25 protein-coding genes are annotated in these 21,598 nt (G+C 64.0%); 9 read left to right on the top strand and 16 right to left on the bottom strand.

Going from position 1 to position 21,598, the window contains the following annotated elements:
* Nucleotides 1–72 precede the first annotated feature (72 nt).
* The gene (locus EN874_RS22495) at nt 73–363 is read left to right on the top strand and encodes a muconolactone Delta-isomerase family protein (RefSeq protein ID WP_127427344.1); all 291 of its coding nucleotides are present in this window, start codon (nt 73–75) and stop codon (nt 361–363) included.
* A 40-nt stretch (nt 364–403) separates the two neighbouring features.
* Here EN874_RS22495 and EN874_RS22490 read toward each other — a convergent pair whose 3' ends face one another.
* Nucleotides 404–1,114, bottom strand: coding sequence for a hypothetical protein (locus tag EN874_RS22490; RefSeq protein ID WP_127427343.1), 711 nt, complete (start codon nt 1,112–1,114; stop codon nt 404–406).
* Nucleotides 1,115–1,325: 211 nt separating this feature from the next.
* Nucleotides 1,326–1,700 (bottom strand): hypothetical protein, encoded by a 375-nt coding sequence (locus tag EN874_RS33785; RefSeq protein ID WP_168247554.1) that lies wholly within the window; start codon nt 1,698–1,700, stop codon nt 1,326–1,328.
* A 421-nt stretch (nt 1,701–2,121) separates the two neighbouring features.
* Here EN874_RS33785 and EN874_RS22480 point away from each other — a divergent pair, with 421 nt between their 5' ends.
* Nucleotides 2,122–2,904: a glucose 1-dehydrogenase gene (locus EN874_RS22480; protein ID WP_127427342.1), complete on the top strand. Its 783-nt coding sequence runs from the start codon at nt 2,122–2,124 to the stop codon at nt 2,902–2,904.
* A 106-nt stretch (nt 2,905–3,010) separates the two neighbouring features.
* Here the strand turns inward: EN874_RS22480 and EN874_RS22475 are convergent, their stop codons facing one another.
* The 3 genes from EN874_RS22475 to EN874_RS22465 all read right to left on the bottom strand — a co-directional run bounded on the left by EN874_RS22475 (nt 3,011) and on the right by EN874_RS22465 (nt 5,122).
* Nucleotides 3,011–3,415 (bottom strand): DoxX family protein, encoded by a 405-nt coding sequence (locus EN874_RS22475; RefSeq protein WP_127427341.1) that lies wholly within the window; start codon nt 3,413–3,415, stop codon nt 3,011–3,013.
* Between the two features lie 241 nt (nt 3,416–3,656).
* Nucleotides 3,657–4,118: a tetratricopeptide repeat protein gene (locus tag EN874_RS22470; protein WP_127427340.1), complete on the bottom strand. Its 462-nt coding sequence runs from the start codon at nt 4,116–4,118 to the stop codon at nt 3,657–3,659.
* Nucleotides 4,119–4,150: 32 nt separating this feature from the next.
* A complete protein-coding gene (locus EN874_RS22465; RefSeq protein ID WP_127427339.1) occupies nt 4,151–5,122 on the bottom strand; it encodes an MBL fold metallo-hydrolase in 972 nt (323 codons plus the stop codon).
* Between the two features lie 403 nt (nt 5,123–5,525).
* On the opposite strand from EN874_RS22465, the gene EN874_RS22460 reads away from it, so the two are divergent.
* Both EN874_RS22460 and EN874_RS22455 read left to right on the top strand, forming a co-directional pair.
* Nucleotides 5,526–8,087, top strand: coding sequence for an EAL domain-containing protein (locus EN874_RS22460; RefSeq protein WP_168247568.1), 2,562 nt, complete (start codon nt 5,526–5,528; stop codon nt 8,085–8,087).
* 161 nt (nt 8,088–8,248) lie between these two features.
* On the top strand, nt 8,249–9,244 hold the full coding sequence (locus EN874_RS22455) for a transporter (protein ID WP_127427338.1): 996 nt from the start codon (nt 8,249–8,251) through the stop codon (nt 9,242–9,244).
* Nucleotides 9,245–9,284: 40 nt separating this feature from the next.
* Here the strand turns inward: EN874_RS22455 and EN874_RS22450 are convergent, their stop codons facing one another.
* From EN874_RS22450 to cysS, 10 genes are all read right to left on the bottom strand, one after another.
* The gene (locus tag EN874_RS22450) at nt 9,285–9,971 is read right to left on the bottom strand and encodes a glutathione S-transferase family protein (RefSeq protein WP_127427337.1); all 687 of its coding nucleotides are present in this window, start codon (nt 9,969–9,971) and stop codon (nt 9,285–9,287) included.
* Nucleotides 9,972–10,023: 52 nt separating this feature from the next.
* Nucleotides 10,024–10,953, bottom strand: coding sequence for an EamA family transporter RarD (gene rarD / locus EN874_RS22445; protein ID WP_127427336.1), 930 nt, complete (start codon nt 10,951–10,953; stop codon nt 10,024–10,026).
* Nucleotides 10,954–11,076: 123 nt separating this feature from the next.
* Nucleotides 11,077–11,604 carry a hypothetical protein gene (locus EN874_RS22440; RefSeq protein WP_127427335.1) on the bottom strand — a complete coding sequence of 176 codons (528 nt, stop codon included), beginning with the start codon at nt 11,602–11,604 and terminating at the stop codon, nt 11,077–11,079.
* 4 nt (nt 11,605–11,608) lie between these two features.
* The gene (cimA, locus tag EN874_RS22435; RefSeq protein WP_127427334.1) at nt 11,609–13,225 is read right to left on the bottom strand and encodes a citramalate synthase; all 1,617 of its coding nucleotides are present in this window, start codon (nt 13,223–13,225) and stop codon (nt 11,609–11,611) included.
* Between the two features lie 53 nt (nt 13,226–13,278).
* Complete coding sequence (pip, locus tag EN874_RS22430) at nt 13,279–14,244, bottom strand: prolyl aminopeptidase (protein WP_127427333.1); 966 nt, start codon at nt 14,242–14,244, stop codon at nt 13,279–13,281.
* A complete protein-coding gene (locus EN874_RS22425; RefSeq protein WP_127427332.1) occupies nt 14,241–14,717 on the bottom strand; it encodes a GFA family protein in 477 nt (158 codons plus the stop codon). The genes pip and EN874_RS22425 overlap by 4 nt, the downstream gene beginning before the upstream one ends.
* Nucleotides 14,714–15,205 carry a GFA family protein gene (locus EN874_RS22420; protein WP_127427331.1) on the bottom strand — a complete coding sequence of 164 codons (492 nt, stop codon included), beginning with the start codon at nt 15,203–15,205 and terminating at the stop codon, nt 14,714–14,716. The genes EN874_RS22425 and EN874_RS22420 overlap by 4 nt, the downstream gene beginning before the upstream one ends.
* A 45-nt stretch (nt 15,206–15,250) precedes the next feature.
* A complete protein-coding gene (locus EN874_RS22415) occupies nt 15,251–15,637 on the bottom strand; it encodes a VOC family protein (protein ID WP_127427330.1) in 387 nt (128 codons plus the stop codon).
* On the bottom strand, nt 15,634–16,035 hold the full coding sequence (locus tag EN874_RS22410) for a DUF559 domain-containing protein (protein ID WP_127427329.1): 402 nt from the start codon (nt 16,033–16,035) through the stop codon (nt 15,634–15,636). Before EN874_RS22410 ends, EN874_RS22415 begins: the two co-directional genes overlap by 4 nt.
* A 208-nt stretch (nt 16,036–16,243) precedes the next feature.
* Nucleotides 16,244–17,695, bottom strand: coding sequence for a cysteine--tRNA ligase (cysS, locus tag EN874_RS22400; protein WP_127427327.1), 1,452 nt, complete (start codon nt 17,693–17,695; stop codon nt 16,244–16,246).
* A gap of 387 nt (nt 17,696–18,082) precedes the next feature.
* Here cysS and EN874_RS22395 point away from each other — a divergent pair, with 387 nt between their 5' ends.
* Complete coding sequence (locus EN874_RS22395; protein ID WP_126085021.1) at nt 18,083–18,238, top strand: hypothetical protein; 156 nt, start codon at nt 18,083–18,085, stop codon at nt 18,236–18,238.
* An 84-nt stretch (nt 18,239–18,322) separates the two neighbouring features.
* On the opposite strand, the gene EN874_RS22390 is transcribed toward EN874_RS22395, so the two are convergent.
* A complete protein-coding gene (locus EN874_RS22390; RefSeq protein ID WP_127427326.1) occupies nt 18,323–19,084 on the bottom strand; it encodes an SOS response-associated peptidase in 762 nt (253 codons plus the stop codon).
* 109 nt (nt 19,085–19,193) lie between these two features.
* Between EN874_RS22390 and EN874_RS22385 the strand changes: the two genes are divergently transcribed.
* The 4 genes from EN874_RS22385 to EN874_RS22370 all read left to right on the top strand — a co-directional run bounded on the left by EN874_RS22385 (nt 19,194) and on the right by EN874_RS22370 (nt 21,598).
* Nucleotides 19,194–19,628: an NUDIX domain-containing protein gene (locus EN874_RS22385; RefSeq protein WP_127427325.1), complete on the top strand. Its 435-nt coding sequence runs from the start codon at nt 19,194–19,196 to the stop codon at nt 19,626–19,628.
* A gap of 63 nt (nt 19,629–19,691) precedes the next feature.
* Nucleotides 19,692–20,069 carry a TIGR02301 family protein gene (locus EN874_RS22380; RefSeq protein ID WP_127427324.1) on the top strand — a complete coding sequence of 126 codons (378 nt, stop codon included), beginning with the start codon at nt 19,692–19,694 and terminating at the stop codon, nt 20,067–20,069.
* Nucleotides 20,070–20,425: 356 nt separating this feature from the next.
* Nucleotides 20,426–20,683 (top strand): hypothetical protein, encoded by a 258-nt coding sequence (locus tag EN874_RS22375; protein WP_127427528.1) that lies wholly within the window; start codon nt 20,426–20,428, stop codon nt 20,681–20,683.
* 120 nt (nt 20,684–20,803) lie between these two features.
* Entirely contained in the window at nt 20,804–21,598 is a 795-nt protein-coding gene (locus tag EN874_RS22370) for a hypothetical protein (protein ID WP_127427323.1), read from the top strand.

The raw sequence follows: 21,598 nt of genomic DNA, 5'->3' as shown, positions 1-21,598 counted from the left end.
TAGTCTAATCAGTCTTTGACAGTCTGACCAGCCGGCGCGATATCTCCCGCGTCAACCACGAAGGAGACCGCCATGCAGTTCTTTGCCCTGCTTACCCGCAACACCCAGAAGCTCAGCGACGCCGATTTCGCGCCGCTGCTGCCCGGCGAGGCCGAGCAGCGGCGCACGCTCTATGCGCAGGGCGCCGTGCGGCAGGTCTGGAACCGCGGCGACATTCCCGGCAGCGGCATGATGTTCGAGGCGGCCGACGAGAAGGAGGTGCGAGGCCATCTCGCCACGCTGCCGCTGGTCGAGGCCGGCATGATGGACATCGCGGCGATTGTTCCGCTCAGCCCGTATCCTGGGTTCGGTCCGAAGCGCTGAGACTGCGTGAAGATCGGTGCTGCCGCTTGGCCGGCAGCACCTATGAGCGACCGAAGATGCGACGCAAAAGGCCCACCCGCGACGCGCCGGCGTAGCGCTCGGGCAATGGGCGGGTGAGCAGGAACTGATCGCGCCCTTCGACGGTCTCGGTGCCGCAATAGCTGCATTGCAGCGAACGGGCCAAAGGGACTATTTCCTTCAACACCGCCCCAAACCCTTCTCCGTCGATCGGCACGTTCTTTGCCATCCGCAGTTCACGGGAGAACGCCTCGAAGCTGAGGAAGCGATAGCCGCGCTTTTCGAGCTCGGCGCACAGCTTTTTCAGTGCGGGCTCCGCGCCCCAGAACTCGAAGCGTGTCGGCCGGATGCGGGCATCCGGAGCGATTTCCAGGTTGAGGTCGCCGATCGCCTCGGCGGGAAGAATGAGCGGCGCAACCGCTGCAAGCGAATGCTGTTCGAGAATGAGCGGAAAGGCAAACGCCTCGGCCGCCATGCGGGCTATCTGCTCAAAGCCGGCCACGTCTTGCGTGGTGAAATAGAAATCCCGGCGCCCCTCGCCATGCCGCTCCGCCAGGTAGCAGGCAGGACAGCCGGCGGTTGCCAGATCCTCGCAAAGCTTTTCGAGGAAGGCGTAATTCCGGATTGATCCCTTGGGAGTCAGCAGAGCGTCGCGCGGCGTCAGTTCGTTCGCGCGCGGGCTGAGCTTCAGGAGCAGGATCGGCAGCGAAGCGGCGGCGCGCAGAAGCGCCATGTTCACGCGCGTATGAACGAACAGCTCGCCGCCATCGGGACGGTAGCGCACCAGGCCACGGTGCGGTTCCGCCTCGCGGATGACCTCTTCGGTCTCCTCGTTCGAGATCTGTTCGCCGGTGACTGCGAACTGAAGCAAAGTCATCGCCCACCCCTCGCCCGCGACAATAAGCCAGGCCATCTTGCCAGTTCACGGAGCCGCCGCCCAGACCTCACGGCCAGGCGTTCTGCATCGCGTTTACCGAGAGCCAGGCAGTCAAAGGCAGCGCGACTAGAAGCGCCAGCCGCAGGCCGGCCAATCGCGCCTGGTCCGCCTCCTGGTGCTGAAGCCGGCGCCAAATCTGGACGGCAGCGGCAAGAATGAGCACCGCGTAGAGCCCGCCCAGCGCCCATAGCACCGCCGTTCCGCTCACCGGCATGCCGGCCTGCTCCAGCACCTTGCCGAGCAGCAGAGCCGGCCCGGCGACGAAGAAGGCAATGGCGATCCCGAACAGGAAGCCGATCATCGCGCCCGGAAAGGAAGTCGCCGACAAAGCGACAAGCACTGCAAGCAAGATGAGCAGAGAGATGAATGCGCGCTGGCCCACGGCAACCCCCTTGCCCCAACAGACACAGCTTAAAGTAGCAGTCCGGAATTAATGGCGGGTAACGGGGCAGGTATGGAAGCCTAAGCCGAGCATCGGCTCCCGTCGCCATTTGCCCAGCGCAGCAGACTCCCGACCGGGAACCAAGCCCGCACGTTAGCGTTGCCTCACATAATGAGACCGTGGAGATCGTCATGCTGCGAGGCGCACTGCTTTGGCTTATCGGAATTCCTTTGCCCATCATCCTCATTCTTTGGCTGCTGGGCTATCTACACTAGCCCGGCAGTTGAACTCCAACACGCTTTAGGGTGACTCAATCAGCGCCGTCAGATCGATGTTGGCGAGCGCTTGCACTTCATCGAGCCGCGCGGCACGCTGGCGACGGCCGGTGAGCCTGCCGGCGACAATCGATGAAGGTGCAAAATTGCGTTCGACTGATTATCTCGGCCGCCTGTTCGGCCTCGAAGGCAGGCATGCCTTCATCACCGGCGCCAGCCGAGGCCTTGGTCTTGCCTTCGCCCAAGCGCTTGCCGGGGCCGGCGCGCGTGTCACGCTCGGCGGCCGCAAGGCGGACGAACTCAAAGCTGCCGGCGATCGCCTGCGCGCCGCGGGCTGCACGATTGCAGAATCGGTGATCGACGTCACCGACACGCAGTCGGTCGATACCGCAATTGCGGCGGCGGAGGCCGGCACCGGTCCGATCGACATCCTGGTCAACAATGCCGGCATTCAGCGCCGGGCACCGCTGGAGAGTTTCAGCGACGCCGACTGGGACGCGCTGATGGCGACCAACCTCGACGGCGTGTTCAAGGTGAGCCGGGCGGTGGTCAAAGGCATGATCGCGCGCCGCAAGGGCGTCATCATCAACGTCTCCTCGGTGCAGAGCGTGCTCGCCCGCCCCTCGATCGCACCCTACGCTGCAACCAAGGGAGCGATCACCATGCTGACCAAATCGATGGCCGGCGAATGGGGCCAGCACGGCGTGCGCGTCAACGCGATCGCGCCCGGCTATTTCAAGACCGAGCTCAACGCCGCGCTGGTCGCCGACGAGACATTCTCCGGCTGGCTCACCGGCCGCACACCGATGCGGCGCTGGGGCGACGTCGAGGAACTGGCCGGCGCTGCCGTGTTCCTGGCATCCGACGCCGCGAGCTTCGTAACGGGACAGACGCTGCTGGTGGATGGCGGGATCACGAGCGTGTTGTAGCGGGGCCTCGCCCCTCTCAGACCGGTAGGCTGGACTCTCCCACCGACAGATGCTGCTCGATCGGCGCGGCATCGGGAGCCTTCGCACGCCCTGCCCTTCGCCATCCCTACAGCACCCTATCCACCGACAGCCTGCCGGACCCGCTGAGCGCCAGGATGAACATGCCGCCGGCAATGGCGAGATCCTTCTCGAAATGCAGGAGCTCGTTCTGGCTGGCGAAGCTGGCGTGGAAGAGGCTTGCCGTCATCAGGCAGAACAGGCCGAGCGCTACCGCGCCGAGCCGCGCCAGGACGCCGAGCGCCACGGATAAGCCGGCACCGAGCTGCAGCGCGATGGTGGCAAGGAGCAGCGGCGTGCCGACGCCGAGCGCGGCCATCGCTTTCTCAGCGCCCTCGAAATGCGTCGTGAGCTGCAGGCCTTCATGCACGAAGATCAGTGACAGAAGCAGGCGGCCGGCAAGCAGGACGACGTCCCTGGCGTGACGTCTTTCCGCGAGTTCGATCGGTGTCATGGTCGGTTCCAATCTTTGGAAACAGGTGGGCTTCACGCATCGCGACGGACGCGCGCCTGCGCGTGTTTGAGATTGAAAGGGTCGGAGCCGGCGGATGGGAGAGGTGGACGCCGGCTCCGGTTTTCAGGCGCTACCGCCGTGGCGCCCAAAAATTCGATGCTTGCGGGGCGAGGTCGGCTCCAGGCCCCTCACCGGCCGCTTCGCGGCCACCTCGCCCCACTTTGTGGTGCGAGGTGGCCGCCTACTTCGTCACCTTGGTGTCGATCGCCTGCTTGAGGTCCGAAAGCTCCTCGCAGCCCGCCGGGCAGAGCTTCTGCAGCGAGGCGAGCTGCTCGTTGGCCTTGGCCATGTCGCCGGTCTCGACATAGAGCTCGCCGAGATATTCATGCGCCGCCTTGTGGTCGGGCTTAAGCTCCAGCGCCTTGGCGTAGTAGGTCAGCGAGGTCTGGTAGTCGCCGGTCTTGCGCAGCGTGAAGCCAAGCAGATTGTAGACGTCGGCCTGCTGGGTGTCCTGCGCAAGATCGCGCAGGTCGGCCAGCGCGCTCTTGTAATCCTTGGCGTCGATCTTGGCTTTCACGGCCGTCAGGTCCGGCGCGTCGGCGCCTTCGATGTCGTCCACGGCATAGGCCGGCACGGCGATGGCGATCGGGGCCGCGGTCAGCACCGCAATGGCGCCGAGCACCGCGAAAAGTGCATGTTTCATGGGAGCTTCTCTCTTTTGGCTCAGAGATCGATTCAGATCTGGGTTGGGGTGAAGGCGTAGGCGTTGCCGTCCTTGACGAAGCTGCCGGTGCCCGGGAACGGGAAGTGCGAGCCGCAGATGCGGACATTGTCGGCGATCACCTGGTCGACGATCTTGTGCCGCGTGGCGATCGCCATCGGCCCGTCCTGGTCGTAGGCGCCCTGCCATTCGGGATGCGGCGCGAGCAGCGCCGGCACGTACATGGTGTCGGCCGAGACGAGGAACTGCTCGGAGCCGGCATCGACATGGTAGACGGAATGGCCGGGCGTGTGGCCGGGCGCCGCCATGATGCGGATGCCGGGCACCACTTCCATGCCGTCCTCGACCGGCTTCCAGTTCTTCCACTTCGGGAAGTTTTCGGCGATGCGCTTGCCGGCCGGCTTGCGGCCTTCGGGCAGCTTGGCAAGCCGGCTGGGGTCGGTCCACCAATTGTATTCGGTGGCATTGACGATCAGCTCCGCATTCGGAAACACCGGCGCGTTGGTGCCCTTCTCCATCAGGCCCCAGACATGGTCGGGGTGGAAATGCGAGATCATGATGGTGTCGATCGCCTTGTAGTCGATGCCGGCGGCCTTCATGTTTGCCGGCAGATGCGTGGCGTTGGCCTGCCACTGGCCGACGCCGGAGCCGGCATCCATCATGATGGTGCGGCCGTTCATCTTGAGCACCACGACGGTGAGCGGGATCGGCATGAACTCGGTGGTGAGCCCCGCCTTGGCGAGTGCCGCCTTGGTGTCGTCGACGGAAACGTCCTTGATGAAGGCCGGGTCGTGCGGCTTGCGCCAAATGCCGTCATAGACGGCGGTGACCTCGAGCGAGCCCACCTTGTATTTATGGAAGCCGATCGGCGGCTCGACCGGGGTGTGGGCGTGAGCCGCGGACGCGAATTCCAGCTTGCCGGCAATGCCGAAGGCGGCGGCTGCCGCCGCGGATCCGAGCACCATGCGGCGTGTGATGTTGAACATCAGAAGTCTCCTCTAGTGGCCATGAGTGGCTGCGAGTTGCGGACGGAAGTTCATTGGTTTGCTGCCTTGGGAGGATGGCCTCGCTACACAGCAAGACCCGGAAGGCACGGGCTTTATTCCCGGACGGACGCAGAATTTTTTGAAAAGCTGAAAGAACGCAGCCTTGGCAGCAGCCAAGCCGCCGTTAGGCAAGGCTTCAGTTTGCTGGCCAGAATGCGGAAAACCCGAGTGCAGATGCTGAAACTTCGGCCCGACGCGGAAGTTATAATTTAAGCACTTTCCATTAGCGTCGACCGATGGACCATTGTCCAGGAAAGGTTATCGGGTCGATTTGACCAGCAAGGGTCTCAATCTCGGCCGAGTCAGCCAGGCCGTTTTCTCTTCCGCCAACTTGCCGGCGGCGATCGCTGCCGTCGTGCTTCTGATCTGTGCCATATTCGTCGACCAGCAGAACAGGAGAGTGGCGGATCAATTGACCCGCGCGGACGTGCTGGCCAAAGTCAACGTCGTCCGCGCCAAGCTGGAAGGCAACATAAACGGCAATCTCCAGTTGGTGCAGGGCCTCGCCTCGACCATCGTAACCGAGCCTTATATGGGGCAGCAGAGATTTGCCTCGCTGGCCGCCAATCTGCTCAAGCAGAATTCGCAGTTGCACAACATTGCCGGCGCGCCCGATCTCGTCATCTCGCTGATGTACCCCATGAAAGGCAACGAGAAGGCGGTAGGGCTTGACTACCGCAAAAACGAGGCGCAACGCATGGCGGCGCTTCGCGCGCGCGACCGACGCGCGCTGATCCTCGCCGGTCCCGTCAACCTCGCCCAGGGCGGCCGCGGCTTTATCGGCCGGATTCCGATCTTCGTGCCGACGGCGGGCGGCGGCGACCGCTTCTGGGGCATAGTCTCTGCGGTGATCGACGTCGATCGCCTTTATGCCGCGAGCGGTCTCACCGATCCCAGTCTCGACATCGACGTAGCGCTCATCGGCAAGGATGCGCTGGGTGGCGGCGGCGAGCGCTTCTTCGGCGGCGAAAACATCGTCAACGCCAATCCGGTGACGGCCGAGGTGCGATTGCCGGTAGGTTCCTGGCAGATATCGGCGGTGCCCAAGGGGGGGTGGCCGACCACGCCAGAGAACGAGGCCGTCCTGCTGGCGACGATGGCGTTGGCCGGCACTCTGGTGGTGCTGCCTATCCTGGTCGCCGGCTGGCTTTTCGGCGAAAGGCAGAAGAACTACGCCGAACTCAGGCGGCTTTCGCAGCGGCTGGAGCTTGCGCTCGACGCTTCCGGCATCGGCGTGTGGGAGCATGACCTCTCCACCAACCAGCTGGTATGGGACGATCGCGTCAACGAGATCTACGGCAAACCGGCGGACGGCGAGACGCGCGCCTATCACGATTGGGAACGAACCATCCACCCCGACGATCTTGAACGGGCGAGACGTGATTTCGACACCGCCGCCGCGACCAAGGGCCGCTATTCCTCGCAGTACCGGCTTCTGTTGCCCGACGGCACGACCCGTCATGCGCGCGCGCGAGCAACCTTCCTGCAGGATATCGGTGGCACGCCCAAGATGGTCGGCGCCGAATGGGATGTGACCAGCGACGTGCTCCTCAACGAGAACCTGATGCGGGAACGCCAGCTGTCGGAATCGAAGAATGCCGAGCTGGAAGCGGCGAAGGCGCGCATCGAACACGTCGCGCTGCATGATTCGCTAACCAGCCTGCCCAATCGCCGCTATCTCGACGAGATGCTCGCCGAAGGCGGCACAGTCGACGGCCGGACGGCGCTGCTGCATCTCGACCTCGACCGCTTCAAGCACATCAACGACACGCTCGGCCACGCGGCGGGCGACGCCATGCTGATGCATGCCTCCAAGGTCATCAAGGCCATGGCCGAGACATCCGACTTCGTGGCGCGTATCGGCGGCGACGAATTCGTGGTCGTGAGCCACGGGCGTGACGACGACGAACTCGCGGCGCTTGCCGACCGTATCATCGAGGAGATGCGCCAGCCCGTCGACTACCAAGGTCACCAATGCAGGTTCGGGGTCACAATCGGCATTGCAGCCAATAGCGGCGTCGACGCGAAGCAACTGCTCATCAACGCCGATCTCGCGCTCTATCGCGCAAAGAGCCGCGGCCGCAACCGCTACGAATTCTTCAACGAGGAGTTCCAGAGCGAGATCGTCCGGACCAAGCAGACCGCCGACGAGATACTCGGCGGGCTGGAGCGCAACGAGTTCGTCGCTTATTACCAGCCGCAGTTCGACGCCAAGACGCTGGAGATCGTCGGCGTCGAGGCGCTGTCGCGGTGGCGGCATCCGCGGCGCGGCATCCTCGCCCCCGACATCTTCCTCAATGTGGCCGAGGAACTGAACGTCGTGTCGCTGATCGACCGCACGGTCCTGGAGCAGGCGCTGGAGAATTTCGAGCGCTGGTCGACTGACGGGCTCACCATCCCGCGCGTGTCGGTCAATGTCTCCGCGAGGCGCCTGGAGGACAAGGATCTCATCAACGGTCTGCGCAAGCTCGCGATCAAGCAAGGAACCGTATCGTTCGAGCTGGTGGAGTCCATCTTCCTCGATGAGAACGACGATCTCGTCGCCTGGAATATCGAACATATCAAGGAGCTCGGGATCGACATCGAGATCGACGATTTCGGCACGGGCTATGCTTCCGTCGTAAGCCTGCTCAAGCTGCAGCCACGCCGCCTCAAGATCGACCGCCAGCTTGTCACGCCGATCATCGGCTCCGGGGCGCAGCGCCGGCTGGTATCCTCGATCATCGAGATCGGCAAGTCGCTCGGCATAGAGGTCGTCGCCGAAGGCGTCGAGACGATGGAACATGCTCGCATCCTGAAGGAGCTTGGCTGCGACATCCTGCAGGGATATGCCTTCGGCCGTCCGATGGACGCGAAATCCTTCAGGACCTTCGCCCAGTCCCGCAAATGGCTGGCAGCCGGGTAAGCGAAACGCCTCCACAATTGCCTTTCTGGCCGCGAAGACGCGGCGGCCGGGTCTGCGTCCGGCCGTCATCGAACTGTCACACGCGGCGAGATCGCTCATGTTAGAAACGGCGCCTGGCCGCCACCGCGACCCCTTCCGCATCAAGAGCCGGCGAAGCCGCCATGAACATCGCTGTTCCCAACGAAGGCACCGACCTGTCGCCCTATTTGCCGGACGAGCACGGCCTGTTCTTCATCTATCATTTCACCGCCGAGGGCTTGCGCACCAAGGATGCGGCCGAGGCGTGCTGGACGTGGCGCAGCTATCAGATCACGGACATGCGCGCGCGCAAGGAGATCGGCGCCGAGCAGGCGCTGCCGACGCTGGTGCGCGAAGCCTTCCTGTCTCCCAGCCACGGCTGCCACATCGATTTCGAGGACGGCTTCCTCTACGGCGATCTGCCCGACCTTAGGCACGACTTCGCCGAGGCGCGCGGGCTCACCCATTTCCGCTTCGCCTTCAACGAGACGATGCTGGTCGGCGCCCGCAAGCAGCCGCTGGAATCGGTCGACAAGATCCGCAAGCTGGTCGAGAGCGGCGCGCGCAAATTCCGCTCGCCGGCCGAATTGATCGAGGCGGTGATGGGCCAGTCGCTCGACGGCATGGCTGGCGAGCTCGACAAGATGGGCGGCACGCTGGACGGCATCGAGGATCGCATCGTCTGCGACGCATGGCACAGCGAGCGGCAGGCGCTGGTCGACGCGCGCCGGCATCTGGTGATCATCCACCGCCAGATGGCGACGCTCACCAACCTCTTCCGCCATCTCGACCATTCGCATCGTGACGACCTGCCGGACCCGATCAACGACATGGCCACGCGCCTCTCGCACCGGGCGCACACGCTGCATCACGACGGCGAGCAGTTGCAGGCGCGCACACGGCTCCTGCAGGACGAGCTGATGGCGAAGCTGACCGAACAATCGAACCAGCTGCTCTACATCCTCTCCGTGATGACGGCGGTGCTGTTGCCGATGACCATCATCTCGGGCCTGTTCGGCATGAATGTCGGCGGGTTGCCGCTGGTCGACACGCCGCTGGGTTTCTGGGTGGTGACGGCGATATCGATCGCGATCGCCGGCGTCGTCTATATGATCGTGCGGCGACTCGGGCGGGTTTAGAGCCGTCCGGAATTGCGTAAAAACAAAGACTTAGAGCGTTTCACGCGCCTGCGCGCAGATCCTCGACGAGAGTGCCGGCGGCGTGGACTTCCGCCTCATGGCCGGGCTCGCGCCATGTCTCGGCGAGGCCGGCCTCGTACCATTCGCGCATGGCCGGGAGATCGAGCAAGCGTTTCGGATAGGCAGCGGCGGCGGCCTCGAACGTCAAGCCATAGGACTGCGTCCGGAACGCCACCGGGGCAAAGAAGGCATCGACTGCTGTGAAGCGGTCGCCGGTCAGGAACGGTCCGCCGAAACGGGCGAGGCCATCGGTCCACAAACCGCCGAGGCGGAAGAGATCGTGCTTCAGCGCATCGGACATCGGCGCCGGCTCGACGCGCACGCCGCAGCTCATCGGGCAGTCATTGCGCAGCGCCGTGAAGCTGGAATGCATCTCGGCGGCGGCCGAACGCGACCAGGCGCGCGCTTTTGCGTCGGCCGGCCAGACGCCCTGATGGCGCTCTGCCAGATACTCGACGATGGCGAGCGAATCCCAGACCGCCCAGCCGTCGTCGACCAGGCAGGGCACGCGGCCGTTCGGCGAGAACGACCGGAAGAGGCTGAAACTCGGTCCGGCCGGGAACGGCGTCAGCCGCTCCTCGAAGGGAATGCCGAGGGTGCGCATCAGCACCCACGGCCGCAGCGACCAGGACGAATAGTTCTTGTTGCCAATGTGCAGAACGTACATCAGGCACCCCTTCCCGTATAATGCGGACGGAAAACCGTCTCACCCTTCTTGCTTACCTTGTCGAGGATGCCGGCTGCCGGACCTCGCGGCCCTTGAACATCGACCAGCTGTACATGGCCAGCGCCGTCCAGATCAGCGCGAAGGCGATCGCCTGGGTGGTGCCGAACGGCTCGTCGAAGATCAGTACGGCGATCAGGAACACCATGGTCGGCGCGATATACTGCATGATGCCGATGGTGGAGAGGCGCAGCAACCTGGCGCCGAAGGCAAAGAGCAGCAGCGGCACCGCGGTGATCGGGCCGCAGCCGATCAGCAGCGCGGTGTCCGTGGCGGTGCTGGAGACGAAATGGTCCTGGCCGGTGGCGACCAGGTAGGCGATGTAGCAGAGCGCCGGCACCGAGAGTAAAAGCACTTCGAGCAGAAAGCCCTGGCTCGGGCCGATCGGCAGCGTCTTGCGGAAGAAGCCGTAGGCGGCGAAGGAGAAGGCGAGCGCCAGCGACACCCAGGGCAGCTTGCCGGCCTCGACGGTGAGCACCGTCACAGCGATCGCGGCCAGCGCCACCGCGACAATCTGCAAGCGGTCGAGCCGCTCGCCGAGCAACACCGCCCCGACGACGATAACCACGAGCGGATTGATGTAGTAGCCCAGTGCCGTCTCGACGGTGCGGCCGACCGAGATCGCCCAGACATAGATGCCCCAGTTGACCGAGATCAGCACCGCCGTCAGCGCCGCCATGGCGATGCTACGGGGCGAGCGGATCGCCGCCTTGAAATCGGCCGTGCGGCCGGCCCAGACCAGCACGCAAGCTGCGATCGGCACCGACCAGACGACGCGGTTGGCGATCACCTCGGCGAGCGGCAGATGCGCCACCGCCTTCATGTAGAAGGGCAAGAGCCCCCACAGGAAATAGGCGCCCAGCGCCAAGAGGAACCCTCGGCGGGCCCTGGCGTCTTGATCGAGATCGGCTGTTGCGGTGACCATGGCCCAACGCTATGGCCCAGCGCATCGTCCAAGACCATCACAAAATTATGATGGATCAATCGACTTTTGGTGATGGTTCAAGCGGTTGACCTTGCTCCCAGGCGCCTCAACAGCGATGCATGCTCATCGCTGAGCGGGTTTTTCGACAAGCTCGAAGAAGACCCTGTCGGGTGCTCCCTCATCATGCCTGAAGCCCGTCAACTCCGCCGCCAGATCGAGAGGAATGTCGAAGACATAATCGACATCACTTTCCTTGTCCCGCTTTGAAAACGCTTGCTGGCTCAGGGTTTCAAAGGAGGCCGGAAGATCGCCCGTGGTGTGCAAGTCCATGACGTTCTCGTCGCCGCTGTGCCAAACCCTCCAGATATTCTTTCCGGAGCTCCAGAGCTCGGCGTGAGCAAACATCCTATGTTCTTCTATGTGCACGACGACCATTTCCCTGCCTTGCGAAAACGCAGACAAATAGCTGTCTGGGGGATTGGGAAAGCTGCAGTAGCCGAGGATGATGATCGCCCAGTTCGTGTCGCTGCGATAAGCATTAACCGGGGCATCGAAATCCTCCGATGAGCCGCCGACTTCCCTGCCGAACAAGGCCGCGGCTTCCTTGATCCCGTAGCCCCGGAAGCCAAGCCAGCTGATCGAGAATCCCACGCGCCTACTCCGCCGCCACCAGCCCCGCCATCTCGCGGTTCTTCATCAGCTTGTAGACGATCGAATCCATCAGCGCCTGGAAAGAGGCGTCGATGATGTTTTCCGAGACCCCGACCGTCCACCAACGGGCACCGGTGGAGTCGTGCGATTCGACCAGAACGCGGGTGATGGCCTCGGTGCCGCCGTTGAGGATACGGACCTTGAAGTCGGCGAGCTCGAGATCGACGATCTCGCTCTGGTACTTGCCGAGATCCTTGCGCAGCGCGATGTCAAGCGCGTTGACCGGGCCGTGACCTTCGGCCACCGACATCTTCTCCTCGCCGTCGACCATCACCTTCACGATCGCCTCGGACACCGTCTTCAGATTGCCGTTGGCATCGAAGCGGCGCTCGACCATGCAGCGGAACGAGGTGACGTTGAAGAACTCCGGCAGGCCGTGCAGCATCTTGCGCGCCAGGAGCTCGAAAGACGCGTCGGCGCCCTCATAGGCGTAGCCTTCGGCCTCGCGTTCCTTGACCACGGCGATCAGCGCGTCGAGCCGGTGATCGTCCCTCGGCACCTCGATGCCGCGCCGCTTCAATTCGGCGAGGAAATTCGCCTTGCCGCCCTGGTCGGAGACCATGACGCGGCGGCGATTGCCGACGGCCTCCGGCGGCACATGCTCATAGGTCGCCGGCTCCTTGGCTAAAGCCGAGGCATGGATGCCGGCCTTGGTGGCAAACGCCGAGGAGCCGACATAGGGCGCCTGGGCTTCCGGCGCGCGGTTCAAGAGTTCGTCGAAGGCGCGGGAGAGCCGCGAGATTCCGGTCAGCGCCTCGGCCGAAATGCCGGTCTCGAAGCGATCGGCGAAGGCAGGCTTCAGCGAAAGCGTAGGCACGATCGAGATCAGATTGGCGTTGCCGCAGCGCTCGCCGATGCCGTTCAGCGTGCCCTGGACCTGGCGCGCGCCGGCCTCGACGGCGGCGAGTGAATTCGCCACCGCCTGGCCGGTGTCGTCATGCGCATGGATCCCGAGATGGTCGCCCGGGATGCCGCCGGCGATGACCTTCTCGACGATGGCACGCACTTCCGAAGGCTGCGTGCCGCCATTGGTGTCGCACAGCACCACCCACCGCGCGCCAGCGTCATAGGCGGTCCTGGCGCAGGCCAGCGCATAGTCCGGATTAGCCTTGAAGCCGTCGAAGAAGTGCTCGCAGTCGACCATCGCCTCCTTGCCGGCGGCCACCGCAGTCTCGACCGAGGTCTTGATCGACTCCAGGTTCTCCTCGTTGGTGCAGCCGAGCGCGACGCGCACATGATAGTCCCAGCTCTTGGCGACGAAGCAGATGGCGTCGGACTTCGACTGCACAAGGGCCGCAAGCCCCGGGTCATTGGAGGCGGAGACCCCTGCCCGCTTGGTCATGCCGAAGGCGACGAAGCTGGCCCTTGCGGTGCGCTTGTTCTGGAAGAAGGCGGTGTCGGTCGGATTGGCGCCGGGATAGCCGCCCTCGACATAGTCGACGCCGAACTCGTCGAGCAGCTTGGCGATCGCGATCTTGTCCTCGACGGAAAAGTCGATGCCCGGCGTCTGCTGGCCGTCGCGAAGCGTGGTGTCGAAGAGGTAGAGGCGTTGCTTTGTCATGACAGTAGCTCGAAATGCCGCGCTCCTTCACCGTGGAGCACGAACGTGCATCACTATTTCCCCGCAAACCCATCCGTCGAGCGGATCAGCCGATCCAGAATCCCGGGCTCCGAATAGGCATGGCCGGCGCCCTCGATCAGGTGGAAATCGGCCTTGGGCCAGGCCTTGTGCAGCGCCCAGGCATAGCGTGCCGGGCACGGCATGTCGTAGCGGCCGTGGACGATGGTGCCAGGGATGTCCTTCAGCTTCCAGGCGTCGCGCAGCAGCTGACCTTCCTCCAGCCAGCCGGCATGGACGAAATAATGGTTCTCGATGCGGGCAAACGCCACCGCATAGTCGTCCTGGCCGAAGGGCGTGCTGGTTTCAGGCTCCGGCAAGAGCGTGATCGTCTCGCCTTCCCAGAGACTCCAGGCAAGGGCGGCCTCGACTTGAGCCTTGCGGTCCGTGCCCACCAGCCGCTTGCGGTAGGCGGCCATCATGTCGCCGCGCTCGGCCTCCGGAATCGGCGCGAGAAACCGCTCCCACTTGTCGGGGAACATCTCCGAGACGCCGAACTGATAGTACCATTCCAGCTCGGCGCGAGTGAGCGTGTAGATGCCGCGCACGACGAGCTCGCTGACGCGCTCCGGATGCGTCTCGGAATAGGCAAGCGCCAGCGTCGAGCCCCACGAGCCGCCGAACACCAGCCATTTGTCGAAGCCCGCCATCTCGCGCAGCCGCTCGATGTCGGCGACCAGATGCCATGTCGTGTTGGCTTCGAGCGAAGCGTTGGGCGTGGACTTCCCGCAGCCGCGCTGGTCGAACAGGATGACGTCGTAGAGTTTCGGGTCGAACAGCCGACGGTGTTTCGGCGAGATCGTGCCGCCCGGGCCGCCATGCAGGAACACGGCGGGCTTGGCGCCCTTGGTGCCGCAGCGCTCCCAATAAACGGTATGGCCGTCGCCGACATCGAGCATGCCGGTCTCGAACGGCTCGATCTCCGGATAGAGGCTACGCAAGGAACTGGCGTGGATGGTCATAGTTTCAGGCCCTGCTGCGGCCAGTTGGCCGTCTCGTGGTCGGGATGCTGGAAGGAGATGATCTGCTCCTGCCTTCGATAGTAGTCGGGGTCGTCGTGGATCGGCGCCTCGAAGATCTTCTCCACCCAAGGCAAGCGAACTGCGTAGTTGACCTGGATCTGCGGCGCGAGGTCCGAGCGGTCGTCGAAGGCGCCGATGGCGATCTCCAGCGCGCCCGGCTGGCGGTAGGTCAGCGGCGTGCCGCAGCGGCGGCAGAAACCGCGATCGATGTTGACCGAGGACTGGAAATAACTCGGCTCCTCATGCGTCCATTCGACGCCGTCCTTCGGCACCGTCACCAGCGCGCCGAAGAAATTCCCGAATTGCTTTTGGCACATGCGGCAGTGGCAGATGGACGGGCGGCCAAGCTTGCCCCTGATGCGGAAGCGCACGGCGCCGCACTGGCAGCCGCCTGTTCGAACCTGGTCGGTCATGGTCTTTCCTCCGGCGGCCATTGGTCGGTATCGTGGTCGGGATGCTGGTAGGAGACGAGCTCGGCGAGATAGGGCGCGGACGAAATATCGGCCATCGTGGCCTCGGACGGCAGCTTTGGAATGCCGTCGACATAGGGCAGCTTCGCCTCGACGCCCCATTGGATCGTCGGCGCGATGCCGGTCGGATCGTCGAAGGCGGCGATCGCCAGCGCCACGCCGTCCGGCGCCTCGAAGGTCAGCGGCGTGCCGCATTCGGCGCAGAAGCCGCGCCATGCGGCGCTGGACGAGCGGAAGCGCTTCGGCTCGCCGCGCGTCCAGTCGAGCCTGGCGCCACGCACCGAAACCAGCGGCAGATAGAAATTGCCGCTCGCCTTCTGGCACATGCGGCAATGGCAGACCGAGGCATCGCCGAGCGTGCCCTCGACGCGGAAGCGCACCGCTCCGCACTGGCAGCCGCCCGTGTAGACCGGCCGGTTGTCGAGGCTCATGGCTCACTCCCAGTCATGGGCCGATTCATGGTCCGATTAATGGGCTCACTCCGGGTCATGGCAGACCGCCTCAACATTGTTGCCGTCGGGATCGAAGACGAAGGCGCCGTAGTAGTTGGGGTGATAATGCGGGCGCAGGCCGGGCCCGCCATTGTCTCTGCCGCCGGCGGCAAGCGCCGCGGCATGGAAGGCTTCGACCTCGGCGCGGCTGCGCGCGGTGAAGGCGACGTGCTGGCGGTCTCTCGGCTTCTCCTTGCCGCCGCTCACCCAGAACACCGGCCGGTCGCGGCCATAACCGCCGACCTTGGCGCCGCCGGTATATTCCTGCGGCACCATGTAGAGCAACGAGGCGCCCAGCGGCGCCATCGCCTTGTCGTAGAAAGCTTTCGATGCATCGAAATCGGAAACGGTGATGCCGAGATGGTCGATCATGGAACGAGCTCCTCCATTGCTTGCTCAGGCACACCGGCGCCGGCCAGGCCGGCCGCAATCATGTACTGGCAGACATTGTCGATATCGCGGATGACGTCATCATTCCAGAAGCGCAGGATGGTCCAGCCGAGCGCTTCGAGCTTCGCAGTTCGCGTGGCATCGGATACTTCGACTTCAGGCGAAGCAAGCTGGGAACCATCCAGCTCGATAATCAGCTTCTTGGCGGGACAAGCAAAGTTGACGATGTAGCCTGCTATGGGCATTTGGCGTCGAAAAGATAGGCCCATGAGCCTATGCGCGCGTATCTCGTTCCATAGCTTCAGCTCGGCATCGGTCATTGCCTTGCGCATCTTGCGCGCATTGCCGCGGTTGGCTGGAGATACCCGATGATGGGTCATCGCGAGGCCCCCCTCCCTGCCCTGCCGGGCATCTCCCCCTCAAGGGGGGAGATCAGCAGCTTCGCCGACGGCGCCCAATCGTCAACGTCGGCGATTGGCGAAAGCCAAGGCGACATCCAATCTCCCCCCTTGAGGGGGAGATGTCCGGCAGGACAGAGGGGGTTGCCTCGCGCCATGCTCTCCAAGTTTACATTGCGAGCGCCCACCCTCACCGCTTTATCTCCCAGGTCGTCACACGCTGGCCGCTAACCGGATCCTTGCCGTCCTTCAGTTGCACGCCTTGCGCCAGAAGCTCCTCACGGATGCGGTCGGCCTCGGCCCAGTTCTTCGCCGCGATCAGTTCCAGGCGCTTCGCGATCGCCTTGGCGATCGCCGCTTCGTCCACCTTGGCAGCGCCGACGTCGAAGCCGAGGAAGGCAAGCGCGGCCTTCAGCGAAGCGGCGGCAGCATTGTCACCGGCGCCGCTGAACTCGATCGCCTCGCCGGCAAGCTGCGTCAGCCGCTGGAAGGCGGCGTAGGTGGCGAGGTCGTCGGCCAGTGCTTCCACCACAACGGCCGGCAGATCCTTCGCCGCCTCCGGCGCAAGGTCCGCCGCGCGCTTCCATTTGCGCAGCGTGTTTTCCGCCTCCTCCAGCTTGCGCACGGAGAAGTCGATCGGCTCGCGGTAATGCGTCATCAGCATCGCCAGCCTCAGCACCTCGCCCGGCCAGCTGCGGCCGCCGAAGGTGTTGGTCTCCAAGAGCTCGTGGATGGAATAGAAATTGCCGAGGCTCTTCGACATCTTCTGGCCCTCGACCTGCAGGAAGCCATTGTGCATCCACACATTGGCCATGACCTTGGTGCCGTGGGCGCAGCGCGACTGCGCGATCTCGTTCTCGTGGTGCGGGAAGATCAGGTCGAGGCCGCCGCCATGGATGTCGAAGACCTCGCCGAGATAGGCGGCCGACATCGCCGAGCATTCGATGTGCCAGCCAGGCCGGCCCCTGCCCCACGGGCTCTCCCAGCCCGGTTCTTCCGGGCTCGAGAGTTTCCATAATACGAAATCGCCGGCGTTCTTCTTATGCTCGTCGACGGCGATGCGGGCGCCGGCCTGCTGCTCGTCGAGATTGCGTTTAGAGAGCTCGCCATAGTCCGGCATCGAGGCGGTGTCGAACAGTACCTCGCCGCCGGCGGCATAGGCGTGGCCGCGCTCGATCAACTGCCGGATCAGCGACAGCATGTCGGCCTTGCCGTCCGCGCGCGGCGCAACGAATTCGGTGGCGCGCGGCTCGAAAGTCGGCTCCAGGCAGCCGAGCGCAGCGACGTCCTTGTGATACTGGTCGGCGGTCTTTTCGGTGACCTTGCGGATCGCATCGTTGAGCGAGAGTTTTCCGGCTTCGATCTCCGCGCCGAAATCGCGAAGCGCCCTGGCGTTGATCTTGTCGTCGACGTCCGTGATGTTGCGCACATACGTGACGTGGCTTTCGCCGTAGAGTTGGCGCAGCAAACGGAACAGCACGTCGAAGACGATCGCCGGCCTGGCGTTGCCGATATGGGCGAAGTCGTAGACGGTCGGACCACAGACATACATGCGCACATTTTGCGGATCGATCGGAACGAAACGCTCCTTCGCCCGCGTTAGCGTGTTGTAGAAGCTGAGGCCCTTCGATGCGTCAGACATGCGTGCCTTCCCGGTTGGTTACTCGCAAACCCACCTTGCGCCGAAGCGCAAAGCGGACTCCAGCCTGCTGGCCGGGGCGTTTGTCCAATCTGGGGGAAGATAAGGCGAAAACGTCCGGACCAGCGCGAGGCTAGCCAATAATGCAAATGCCACAAATGGCGAAAGACGTTTTCATGGGCGGCTTTATCGCGCCACCAAGTGTTGCCGTCAAGCCGCTCAACTCGGGAAAGATATCGTTGGATCACAGGTAAAGACGGGGCGAAACATTTTATTAAACATGTCGGCACAGTGATGAAACATTCGCCGGCTAGACCGGCCGGGTGTCACGATTTGGTCCGAATCGACCGGCAAACGCGGGACACGAAAACGTTACCAGGGAAGAGAACAATGTCACGAAGCAAGCAGGAACAGAGCCGACCGCCGCAACAGCCGCTCACCAAGCACTACCGCGCGATCGGCCCGGCGGCCATCGTCGCAGCCCTTCTGCATACCGCGAAGAAGAAGAAGCCGGCGCAGAAGATCGTTTCGCCGCGCGCCGCCTGAAAACGGCACGACCGGCGCAACAGCCGGCGATGAGGGCGCCGATACGCGCCCTGGAATTGAGGCCGACGACAAGAGCGCGCCTCGCTAAAACAGGGTCATCTGGTTTTCGTCCGCGCCGGGTTTCTGGCGCCTGACCTTCTCGGGTTCTGGCCCGACGATGCCCCGCTCCTGAATCTCCGGCCCGGTGTTGGCGACCTTGTTGACAAGGTCGGAAACCGGAATGGCCTCGAAGAAATCGGGCTCTGCGGGCTTGAGGAGATCGAGCACGTCGCGCGGCTCCTGCGTGCGGCAATCCAGCCAGCGGGCGAAGTCGCGCTCCTCGATCACCACCGGCATTCGGTCGTGGATATGAGCGATGCCGGCGCCGGCGCGCGTCGTCAGGATAGCGCCGGTATCCATTTCGGAGCCGCCCGGCTCGGCGTAGGTCTCGATCAGCCCGGCGAAGGCGATCACGCCGCCGCGCTTCGGCCGGATCCAGTAGGGCTGGCCCTTGGCGCCGCCGGACTGCTGCCATTCATAGAAGCCGGAGGCCGGCACAAGAGCGCGGCGATGGCGCATGGCGGTCTTGAACGAGGCCTTTTCCAGCACGCCCTCCGAGCGGGCGTTGAAGAGCAGCGGAAATTCCCTGGTATCCTTGACCCAGGCCGGGATCAGGCCCCAGCGCACCAGCATCTCCTGACGGTCCGGCAGGTTGGAGCCCGGCGCGCGCGGCGGACCGGCAAGGATCATCAACACGGGCTGTGTGGGGGCGATGTTGTAGCGGGGCGGAAACGCCTCCAGCTCCGCCAGGCCGAGATAGGCGGCGATCTGGACCGGTGTGGCGGTCAGGGCAAAGCGTCCGCACATGAATTCGGCTCGTCGATTTGAGTTCCCGTGAAACTGGCGATAGAACAGCCACGCCGCAACCGCTAAAGCTGGATCCGGCCAGTCGGTCCACAACAGGCTGCAGAAACGCATGGAACCACGCAGGACAATTCCCGCCGTCTCCGTCGCGGTCGTGCGCGGCAGGTCGGTGCTGCTGGTCAAGCGGGCGCGCGCGCCCTCGCAAGGGCTCTACGCCTATCCGGGCGGCAAGGTGGAGCCGGGCGAGACGCTGGAAGAAGCGGCGGCGCGTGAGCTCGAGGAGGAAACCGGGCTCGAGGCCAAGGACTACCGCCCGCTGCGCGCCATCCATATCGACGGGAGCAGCGAGAACCACGCCGTCGACTATCTGCTGACGGTGTTCGGCGCGGCCTATGCCGGCGGCGAGCCGATGGCCAGCGACGATGCCGAGACGGCGGCCTTCTATACGCTTGCGGAAATGGCGGAGATGCCGCTGGCGGGCGATGTGCTCGAGGTGGCCGAGGAATTGCTAGGGTCTGCGCAAGGCAACGGGCGGCAACTCTCATAAATCGCCTTGCAGGCGACAAAATGTTTCGTCACAAAGCCTTAGCTCTCTCACGCCAAGGCCCTGATGACCCGTGCCTCGCCTCTCCTCGCCGCGTGCCTCGCCGTCAGCATGGCGGTCACGGTGTTGCCGGCGCCGGCCGCCGAGGCGCCGTTCGAGCCAGGGCTGATGCGGCTCGCCGAGGTGCTGGGCTCGCTGCATTTCCTGCGCAATCTGTGCGGCGAGAAAGGCGACCAGTGGCGGGTCGAGATGGAAAAGCTGCTCGAATCGGAAAACCCCGATCCCGACCGGCGCGCCCGCTTCATCGCCTCCTTCAACCGCGGCTACCGCTCCTTCAGCGGCGCCTACACGCGGTGCACGCCCTCGGCCACCGAGGCCATTGCCCGCTACATGAAGGAAGGCGAGACGCTGTCGCGCGACATCGCTTCCCGCTATGGGAATTGACGGGCGACAACGGTCGCGACTGCCGCGTTATGCACACATTCCACAATAATCACCGCCAATGTGAGCTGGCTTATTGTGTCAGGCTGCGCCTTGGTGCAATCATGGTGTTGCGCTTGTGCAACAATGTTAATGAAACGTTAGCGCACGAATGCGGAATTAACTCAAACTGAAGGTTTTGATGCCGCAAGCCGGCCTAATCGGCTAAGCTCGGGACGGATTGAGCGCAGCCTTGCTCGAAATGTAAATTGCGACCGTAAAAATGGCGTATTTACAATGGCTTATTGAAGGCTGCGGAGAACGGACAGGTCAAGCCCGATCCATCGCCGGATCGCCGCTTGAAGAAGGTGGACATCGCAATGGAACATGGTGTCAGCGACATCGACGCATTGGTCAGGGAAGAAAAGCGCCTGACCGCCGTCGAAAGCCACAGCGAAGCCTGGGCTGAAGGCTTGTCGGCCGGCATCGAGCCCGAAATCATCGCCGAAGCCGCCCTCGAGACCGCTTTCGGCGAGATGCTGCGCGCCAATGGCGAGACCTCCGCGCTGGCCCTGCTCGACCGCATGCGGGAAAAGGTACTTTCCGGCGCCCTCGAGCCGGAGCGGCTGAAACACTAGCCCGCCCGCTTTTGTGCCTTTTGACGGCGACGCGCCATTTCTGCATCATGCCTGGGTGCCTTAACAGCTCAAAAGCGCTGTCCGGACCGAGCGAGCCCGGAAACCATGGAGAGGCAAGGGGTGAGATTTTCGTTGGTAGGCCGCCCAAGCGGGCTGATCCTCCGCATCTGGATTGCCGCTTCCTGCTGCGCCGTTCCGCTGGCGATCTGCCTCGCCAGCACGCCATCCTACGCGCTGAGCGAGATCCAGCGCGGGGACCTGCCCTCGCCGGTCACGCCGCCTGCCGATAACGACACCGCTCCGGGAACCACCGTGCCGATGCCGGTCCCGCCCGGCACCAAACCCTCCGACACCGGCCAGCCGGCCGACGACACGGACAAGAGCGAGCCCGAGGCGCCAGCCGGCAGCGGCGGCGTCACCAGCCCGCGCTCCGATCCAGATGCGCCGCCGCCACCGGTCGTCTACGACCTCGACAAGCTTCCCGAACCGGTCAAGCGCATGCACGGCCTGATCATCGAGGCCTGCAAGAGCGGCGACATCGAGAAACTTCGGCCTCTGATCGGCTCGGGCGAATCCATGACGCAGTTGTCGCTCGGCGACATCGACGGCGACCCGGTCACTTTCCTCAAGGGGCTCTCGGGCGACGGCGACGGCCAGGAGATCCTCGCCATTCTGGAAGAGGTGCTCAGCGCCGGCTATGTCCATGTCGACACCGGCACGCCGCAGGAACTCTATGTCTGGCCGTATTTCTTCGCGCTACCGCTCGACAAGCTCGACCCCAGGCAACGGGTCGAGCTGTTCAAGCTGGTCACCGCCAGCGACTATGACGACATGAAGCAGTTCGGCGCCTACATCTTCTACCGCGTCGGCATAACCCCGACCGGCCAGTGGCTGTTCTTCGTCGCCGGGGATTGA

Origin of the sequence: Mesorhizobium sp. M1D.F.Ca.ET.231.01.1.1 (genome assembly GCF_003999155.2) — a bacterium.
In the GTDB taxonomy this organism is placed as follows: Bacteria; Pseudomonadota; Alphaproteobacteria; order Rhizobiales; family Rhizobiaceae; genus Mesorhizobium.
The sequence above is the reverse complement of the archived record's forward strand: the minus strand, read 5'-3'. Positions and strand labels throughout refer to the sequence as shown.